Source organism: Hymenobacter persicinus, assembly GCF_004167665.1.
GTDB lineage: Bacteria > Bacteroidota > Bacteroidia > Cytophagales > Hymenobacteraceae > Hymenobacter > Hymenobacter persicinus.
In genome coordinates this window covers 1-9,095 of sequence record NZ_SEWE01000079.1, presented here as the reverse complement: position 1 = coordinate 9,095, position 9,095 = coordinate 1, and the positions used below count along the sequence as shown (strand labels likewise).

Here is a 9,095-nt window from a genome sequence, read left to right as displayed (position 1 = left end):
GTTGGTGGGCTCGTCGAGAATCAGCACTTCGGGCTCTTCAATGAGCACCCGGGCCAGGGCCACGCGCTTGCGCTGCCCACCCGAAAGCATGCTCACCTTGCGCTCCAGCAGCTCGCCCAAAATGCCCAGGCGGCCCAGAATCTGCTTGACCTGAGCCTCGTAGTCCCAGGCGTTCAGCGCGTCCATCTGCTCCATCACCCGCTGCAAGTCGTCCGACTTGTGGTTGGGGTCATTCACGACGTGCTCATAGTCGCGGATGGCGGCCAGCGTGTCGTTTTGGGAGGCGAAGATGGTGGCTTCCACCGTCAGGTTTTCGTCGAACACCGGCTGCTGGCCCAGAAAGGCCACCCGGATGCCCTTGCGCACGCTCACCGAACCGGTGTCGGGCTGCTCTAGGCCCGCCAGGATTTTGAGCAGGGTAGTTTTGCCGGTGCCGTTGATGCCGACCAGCGCCACGCGCTGCCCCTGGTTCAGGCCAAAGCTCAGCTCGCGGAACAGCCAGCGGTCCGCGTAATTTTTTGAGAGGTTCTCTCCGGAAAGCAGATTCATGCCGCAAAGGTACGGCAAGGCCGCGCAGCAAGGAAACAGAATCCGGAATCAGTGGCTCCACCGGGCGGCCCGGCAGCGGTAGCGGCCTTCCAGGTATGCTGAGTTTTAAATAACCCGCACCCGGTCCAGGTTTCGGTCGTCGCGCAATATTTCCAGCCCCTTATAAGCCAGGGGCCTACCCGTGTTGGTGGTTAGCTCACCCCCGGCGCTGTGTTGGTAGGCCACGTCGAGCACCAGTTGGGTGTATTTGTGCTCCCCCAGTTCGATGGCCACCGGGCGGCCCCGGCCAGAATCGAAGGCGACGAGGGCGCGGTCAATTTCTTCCAGAATTTTACTCATTGACAAAACGAAAAGCGCATGAACTGGCCGTAATATAAAGTTTTGCGGAAATAATCAGCCAGAACGTCGTTTATTTTGTGGGCGCCGCCGGCCGCGAAAAGCCCGTACCTTTGCCCCCGTATGGCAGCTTCTCCCTTGGACATTACCCGCCGCCCCATTGGCGTATTCGACAGCGGCATTGGCGGACTCACCGTGGCCCGGGCCGTCAGCCGCGTGCTGCCCCACGAGCAGCTCGTCTACTTCGGCGACACAGCCCACCTGCCCTACGGCGACAAATCGACGGCGGCAATTCAGGCCTATAGCATCAAAATCTGCGACCTGCTGCTCAAGCAGCATTGCAAGGTTATTCTGATTGCCTGCAACTCGGCTTCGGCAGCGGCCTACGAGCTGGTGCGCGAATACGTGGGTTCCAAAGCGCGGGTGCTCAACGTTATTGACCCCATTGTGGCCCATATCGGGTCGGCTTACGCCAACCGCACCATCGGGCTGATTGGCACGAAGCAGACCGTCAATTCTAACGTCTACAAGAAGAAGATTGACGACCTCGACGCGGGTGTGGAACTCCGTTCGTTGGCCACGCCGCTGCTGGCGCCCATGATCGAAGAGGGCTTTTTTCGCAACTCTATCAGCGACAATATCATTCGCACTTACCTGTCCAACCCCCTGCTCGACGAGATAGGGGCCCTAGTGCTGGCCTGCACACACTATCCCCTCATTCAGGAGCAGATCAAGGAGTTCTACCAGGACCGCGTGGCTGTGCTCGACGCCTCCGACGTGGTAGCCAGCCACGTCAAAGACTACCTCGACGGTCAGGGACTAGCCGCCAAGGCTGCCAAAACCCCGCCCCGGCACCAGTTTTACGTTTCCGACTTCACCCGCTCCTTCGAGGAAAGCACCCGTATCTTTTTCGGGCAGGAAGTGCACCTGGAGCACTACCCGCTATGGGAATAGCGCTACCTGTAGTACTCAACAGCGGCAGGAGAGGGGAGAATATATGCCGGGAGCTGCCGGACGAAATGCTGAGTGGCAGGATAAGTGTAGTTTCGGATGACGAAACTACATTGTTAGTCTAGGATGAGCTGAATAATAGATGTTTAACGGATAGCTGGCGAAATTTCTTCTCTTAGTATAAAGCAACACGTGAACTAATCGTGGGAATTTGCTGTCAGTGGCGCGCTAACTCTCGGCGAGATTCGTTACGGACAGCGGACAGGAGTTTTTCATTGTAATGCTGGTTTTTGCCAGTAGAGTGTAGTTTAAAAGCTGCAACTTTGCAGCGCAGTATCGAACATCGCTGTAAATGAATATTGTTCAAGATATTGATTTTTTTCTATAAATGAGTTGATTAATATAAAGCCGGATACTGCTGGTATATAGCAAAAAACTCCCCCAATGGCACAATTGGCACGAAATATGGTCATCTCAGCGGCCGTATGCTAATTTGCATAAATCTTTCTTTTAACGGAAATGTAATATTAAAAACAAGAAATTTGATAGTCTAATGCTAGCGCTTTAGCGTAATGACGTTGAGTTTGAGGCATAAGCCTTTTCTGTGTTTCCAGTTTTCCCTTTGTAACCCTTACCTCTTTCATACTATGAAAAACACTTACTTGAGTGCAGGGCAGTGGACGAAGAAGCCGCTGATGCGGCTTCTGATGCTGCTGCTTTTGGCTCTGCCGGTCTTTGCGCAAGCTCAGACATTCTCGGTTACCCCCTCTGACCCTGCTAACCCCCAGGATTTCGGTTCAGTTGCCGTAGGGTCCTTCTCGGCCGCTAAATCTTACACCGTAACCGGTTCCGGCCTTACTGGCCCGATTACGGTAGCTCTGAGCGGCACGTCGTATGAGCTCAGCCGGGACAATGTGTTCTTCTCCGGCAGCGCATTCGATCTGAATCCTGACGCGAGCGGCAACATTTCGACCACGGTCTATGCCCGCTTCCGCCCGACTGCCGGCGCGGCTGGCAGCGTTGTCAGCCGTACTCTGAATTTCACTTCGGACGAGGCGCCAACGGTTACCTTTAACCTGACGGGTACCCGCGCTGCCGGTACGCCAAACATCGTTGTAGACCCCTCCTCGCGGGGCTTTGATCCGCAAGTGGTAAATACCGCCTCGGCTCCTCAGCCTGTATCGGTAAGTGCTACCTCGCTGACGGCTCCGATCATCGTAACGGCTCCCGCCGGCTTTGAAGTAAGCAACAGCGGTGTAAATGGTGGGGCATATGCTACGACCCTGACCATTCCCCAGGGGACTGGTACGGTGAACACCACGGTAAACATCCGCTTCGTACCAACGGCCGCGCAGAACTATATCGGCAATGTTACTTTCGCCAGCACCGGTGCTACTACGCGCAACGTCAACGTATCGGGTACGGGCGTTTTGCCTACCCCCGTGCTGAACGTGACTCCAAACTCGCTGGCCTTCGGTACCACGACCGTTGGCTCCGCTACGCCTAGTCAGTCATTCACGGTGAGTGGCAGCAACCTGCAGAACAACGTGACGATTACCGCTCCTACGGGCTACCAAATCCGGACTGGCGGCAACATCTTCTCCACCGCTCCAATCGTGCTGACGCCAACCGGCGGCAACTTGGCCAACACTACCATCGACGTTCGTTTCGTGCCTGGCCAGACCGGTACTTTCAATGGCAACGTAGTGGTGTCTACGCCGAACTCCGGCCAGCCGGACGTAACCCAGAACGTGGCCGTAACCGGCACGGCTACGGCCAGCTCGGGCTCGCCAGTGGTTACGGTTAACCCTGATAATCTGAACTTCGGTACTATCACCAGCAGCGGTAGCGCCAACAGCCAGACTTTCGAAGTAAGCGGTACCGACCTGACGGCTCCAATCGTGCTGACGCCAAGCAGCCCGAACGTACAGATCCGCAACGCCTCGGCTGGCGGTTCTTTCTCATCGAGCCCCCTGCAGATCAACCCTTCGAGCGGCACGGTAGCTCCTCAGACTATCGAAGTGCGGCTGGTGGCTCTGGTAGGCCAGGGCAACTTTAACGAGCGGATCGACGTGACCAGCGGCTCGGCTACGCCGAAGGTGGTAACTATCACGGCTACCAACACCAGCGGCGCCACTTCCGATATCTCGGTATCGAACCCCGACGGCAACAAGTACACCTTCGTAACGCGTCCGAACACCCAGTCGGCTTCGCAACGCTTCCTGGTAGCTGGTACCAACCTGGTGCAGCCACTGGTAGTGCAGCCTATCGGTCCGAACGCCAACTTCTTCGAAGTGTCGTCCGATAACGTGAACTTCTTCCGCAGCCTGTCGTTTACCCCGAACTCTTCGGGCAACGTGACGCAGCGGCCAGTATATGTGCGCTTCGTACCCGGTGTGAACGCCGTAACGGTTACCAGCACGATTCGCAACTCCAGCGCTCCGGCTCCTGACTTCGACGTATCGGTAACGGGTATCAGCGAGCCAACCATTCGTCTGGACCGGGCCATTGGCTCGTTCCCCGACAACGTGGTGAAGAACACGCAGACGGCTCCGGTTTCAGTGGTTCTGGAAGGCTTCCTGCTCAGCGGCAACGTTGACGTGATGTTCCCTAACGACGCAACTGACCCGGTTCGTAACCCGCAGCAGATTCCTCTGTTTGAGTTCTCGCTCGACAACGGCGCTACTTACGTAAAGTCGGCTACCATCACGCCGGATGCCGAAGGCAATTTCTCCCGCAACGTGCTGGTGCGCTACGCCCCCGTACGCGTCGGTAACGCCGCCCAGGAGTTGCTGTTCCGCAACGCCAGCTTCAACAACGGCAACTACTTCCCGCTCACCAGCGGCTTTGGCCGCACGACGGGCTTCTCGATTGCAGTAGAGCCAACGGCACAGTCGACTGCTACCGTGGTTCGCTCGGCTGACCGCACCTCGGCTACCATCACGTTTGACCTGACGAATGCCCCAGCTGGCACTAACTACGGTCAGAACCGTTTGGTAATCGGTAGCAGCACTTACGCCACGACACTGCCCACCAACCTGTTCCCCGCTGATAAGCAGAACTTCAACCCTGGTACTACCACGGCTGCTGGTGCTTATAACTACGGTACGGGTACGGCCATCGAGGCTTCGACCAACACCTACGTGGTGTTCAGCGGTGCCAACAACGCCTTCACCGTAACCAACCTCGACCCAAGCCTGAACTACAACTTCTATGGTTTCGAGTTCAACAACGACGGTGTACTGAACGCGGAAAACTACCTGGTGCCAAACAACCAGCCCCAGAACCCGCTGCCAGTTGAGCTGGTTTCGTTCACGGCCAAGCTGCGCAACAACACGGTAGTGCTGAACTGGGCTACTGCCAGCGAGAAGAACAACCGCGGCTTCGAAGTGGAGCGTAGCGCCACCGGCAATGATGCTGACTTCAAAACCATCATCACCAAGGACGGCAAAGGCTCTTCCACGACCCTGACCAAGTACGAGGCAATTGATGCCCAGCCTCTGGCCGGCGTATCGTACTACCGCCTCAAGCAGGTTGATTTCGACGGCAAAGTCACCAAGACGAAAGCCATTGCCATCCGCGCGACGCTGGGCGACGTGAGCCTGTTCCCGAACCCAACCCAGGGTGACGTAACCATCCAGCTGCCCCAGGGCACGACCGAGAACCTGCCAGTTCGCATCACCGACCTGTCGGGCCGCGAAGTGAAGGCTGGTCGTCTGGACGCTGCCGGTAAGCTGAACACGGATAACCTGAAGTCGGGTACCTACATCGTCATCATCGGCGAAGGTGCTCAGGCCGTAACTCGCAAGCTGGTTAAGAACTAGTTTTCTTTTCCACTATCCCAGAAATAAAAAAGGCCTCCCGCTGTCGGGAGGCCTTTTTTATTTTCCACTCGGTGCCAACTTAAATACCTGAACTCTACGTAGAAGCTGGCGTTGCTCCGGCCACGTATATTTGATTCTTCCCACCTCCGCTGGTTGCGGAGACTTATAAACCCCCAACCTCTCTTTTATGACCGAAAACAATACTCTGTTTCGTCGGCAAGCACCTTCCGGCTCCGGCCGCTGGCGGTTCTTGCTGCAGCTGCGGGTCCTGCTGGGCCTACCGCTGCTGGGCCACGCCCAGACGCTCACCCAGGCTGATTTCACCGGTGTAGTGGTACCACAATACCTGGGCAGCGGCACCGCTACCCGGCTGCCGGTTCTGTACCGCGCCACGGTGAGCAACCTGACGCCTAACACCCTGTACCGTTATTTCACCCAGGCAGCTACCAACGCTACCACCGGGGGCGGCACGGTTGACTTCGGCACCACCAGCGGCGGGGCCGGCAATCCGCTGCTCATCAACAACGCCTCGGGAACGTACACCTACTATACCGGGTCGGTAAACCTGGCCACGGCCGGCAGCTACGAAACCTTCATGACCGACGCCGCGGGCTCTTTCACGGGCTGGTTTGGCTTCGTGAATACCGGCAATGCCCGCTTCACTGGCGGCAACGTCGTCTTCCCAACCATCACGCTGGGTAAGGATGCCACTTCCTCGGTCGTGGAGAAGCGGCTGGCCCTGAATCAGGGAATGACCGTGCTGACTTTCGCCGCCACGGCTGGCGCGCCAAACGGTACCTTTATCAAGGGTAATTCCTTCGCGACGCCCCGCAACCTGGTGGCCATTTATGATAACACGGCCGGCTCGGGTCGGCCCTTGGCCGTGACGGTAGTGGAGCCAATCAGCGCAACCATTGCCAGCACGGTACCGGGCTACAGCACCACGTCGGGCTCCTGGAATACGATTGTGCCCAACGCCAATGCCAACGGCGTACAGCGCGTGGAAGAACGCTCGGTAACCACGGGCGCCGTAGTGAACTGCAACACTGACGCGGACGGCACCTGGCCTTCGGGCGTGGTAACGGCCAACCCCACCGGCGGCACCACGCCCCTGCAGCTGACCTCGACGGATGCGCCCCTGAACGCCGGCTGCGGCGCCGTGGGTACGCCCACCATCACGGTTTCCACCAACGGCCCCCTGACTTTCGCTACCACCACGGGCACGCCCTCCGCGGCGCAGACCTACACCGTGGCAGGTACCAACCTCACCGCGGACATCACCGTGACGGCTCCGGCCGGCTACCAGATTTCTTCTAACGGCTCGGCCTATAGCACCACGCTCACGCTGACCCAGACCAATGGCACCGTTGCGACGACGACCATCAGCGTGCGGCTCCAGGGTACTGCCAATGGTACTTTCACCGGCAACATCACCAACGTCAGCGGTTCGGCGGCCCAGAACGTGGCCGTGTCGGGTACCGTGGGCTCCTCGGGTCCGGCCGCGCCGACCGTGACTTCCTTCACGCCGGCCTCGGGGCCGGTGGGCACGGTTGTCACCGTCACCGGCACGGACTTCACCGGCACCACGGCCGTGACCATCGGCGGCACGAATGCACCGAATTTCACCGTCAACAGCAATACCCAGCTCGTGGTAACGGTACCCGCCGGGGCCAGCTCCGGTATTATCAGCGTAACCACGCCGGCCGGCACGGGCAGCTCGAGCACCAACTTCATTGTAACCGCGCCAACTCCGCCGACCATTGCCAGCTTCACGCCTACTTCGGGCCCCGTGGGCACGACGGTAACCATTACGGGAACCAACTTCACCGGGGCTACTGCCGTCACGTTCAACGGCACGCTGGCCACGACCTTCAGCGTGGTGAATGCCACGACCATCTCGGCTAACGTACCAGTCGGCGCTACCACGGGTCCGATTGCCGTCACGACTCCCGATGGCACGGCTACTTCCGGCACTAACTTCACCGTAACGGCTTCGGCCCCGACCATCGCCAGCTTCACGCCGGCCTCGGGTCCGGTGGGCACGACGGTGACCATCACGGGCACCAACTTCACCGGGGCCACGGCCGTCACGTTCAACGGCACGACGGCCACGAGCTTCAACGTGGTTAGCGCCACGAGCGTCACGGCCGTTGTGCCGGCCGGAGCCACGACGGGTGCCATTGCCGTCACCACCCCCGGCGGCACGGCTACTTCGGCCACCAGCTTCACGGTAACGGTGCCCACGGCGGCCATCACGGCGTTGTCGCCGGCCGTGCGGGTAGCTAATAGCGCGGGTTTCACGCTCACCGTATCCGGCACCAGCTTCCAAAGCGGCGCCGTGGTAACCCTGAACGGCACGGCCCTGACCACGACCTTCGTTTCGGCTACCTCGCTGACGGCGGCCGTACCGGCTTCGGCTCTGACCACGCCGGGCACTTACAACGTAACCGTCACCAACCCCGGCGCTACGGCTTCGGCCCCGGCTACCTTCACCGTTTCGGCCGCCATGGCCGGTCTGTTTGAGGACTTCGAGCAGGGGACCAAAACCGGTTATGCTTCGGCCACGGTGGCCCTGCAGAGTGGCGACTGGACCCTGGCCGACGCCCTGATTGGCACCAGCACTTCCGATAAGTTCAACGGCACCCGCAGCGTGCGGGTCCGCGGGGGCGGCTCAGTGTCGATGAACTTCGACAAGCCCAACGGCGCGGGCACCATCACGCTGAACGCGGCCCTGTACGGCACCGACACCGGCGTTTCGCTGAAGCTGGAAATTTCCACCGACGGCGGCACGACCTACACCGACATCACCGGCACGGCTCCCACGCTGACGGCGTCGCTGGCTCCGTACACCTTCACGGCCAACCGCCCGGGCAACATCCGCATCCGGGTGAGCAGCACCAACACGGTGGCCGCCAGCAACCCCCGCCTCAACCTCGACGACATCAGCATCACCGACTACACGGCCCCGGCTACCCCGGTTATCACCGTGACGCCGGCTTCGCTGCCCGCCTTCAGCACGACCACCGGCACGCCGTCGGCCGCGCAGAGCTTCACCGTTAGTGCTTCCAACCTGACGGCCGACCTGACCGTGACGGCTCCGGCCGGCTACGAAGTGTCGCTGAGCCAGGCTACGGGCTTCGCTGCTTCAGTTAGCCTCACGCCCGCTAGTGGCACCGTGGCCAGCACCACCGTTTACGTGCGCCTCACTGGGGCCGCCAGCGGTTCCTTCGCCGGCAACGTGGCCGTGACCAGCGCCGGCGCCACGACCCAGAACGTGGCCGTAACCGGCACCGTGACCACCCCAACGCCGCCCGCCCCGACCATTGCCAGCTTCACGCCGGCCTCGGGTCCGGTGGGCACGACGGTGACCATCACGGGCACCAACTTCACCGGGGCCACGGCCGTCACGTTCAACGGCACGACGGCCACGAGCTT

Annotated in this window: 5 protein-coding genes; 3 read left to right on the top strand and 2 right to left on the bottom strand. The window is 59.9% G+C overall.

The genetic code is table 11. The features are described from left to right. On the bottom strand, window positions 1-549 hold a 549-nt coding region (locus EWM57_RS20370; RefSeq protein ID WP_129923146.1), incomplete at its 3' end, for an ATP-binding cassette domain-containing protein. 105 nt (window positions 550-654) lie between these two features. Beyond that, complete coding sequence (locus EWM57_RS20365; protein WP_129923145.1) at window positions 655-888, bottom strand: hypothetical protein; 234 nt, start codon at window positions 886-888, stop codon at window positions 655-657. A gap of 120 nt (window positions 889-1,008) precedes the next feature. Here EWM57_RS20365 and murI point away from each other — a divergent pair, with 120 nt between their 5' ends. From murI to EWM57_RS20350, 3 genes are all read left to right on the top strand, one after another. Then, window positions 1,009-1,839 (top strand): glutamate racemase, encoded by an 831-nt coding sequence (murI, locus tag EWM57_RS20360; RefSeq protein WP_207218364.1) that lies wholly within the window; start codon window positions 1,009-1,011, stop codon window positions 1,837-1,839. 644 nt (window positions 1,840-2,483) lie between these two features. Further along, window positions 2,484-5,660 (top strand): T9SS type A sorting domain-containing protein, encoded by a 3,177-nt coding sequence (locus EWM57_RS20355; protein ID WP_165370595.1) that lies wholly within the window; start codon window positions 2,484-2,486, stop codon window positions 5,658-5,660. Window positions 5,661-5,847: 187 nt separating this feature from the next. After that, window positions 5,848-9,095: beta strand repeat-containing protein (locus EWM57_RS20350; protein WP_207218363.1), on the top strand; the 3,248-nt coding region annotated here is incomplete at its 3' end.

Coding starts and splice junctions, on each gene's coding strand:
- EWM57_RS20355 (WP_165370595.1), top strand. CDS start 2,484: ATGAAAAACACTTACTTGAGTGCAGGGCAGTGGACGAAGAAGCCGCTG.
- EWM57_RS20365 (WP_129923145.1), bottom strand. CDS start 888: ATGAGTAAAATTCTGGAAGAAATTGACCGCGCCCTCGTCGCCTTCGAT.
- murI (WP_207218364.1), top strand. CDS start 1,009: ATGGCAGCTTCTCCCTTGGACATTACCCGCCGCCCCATTGGCGTATTC.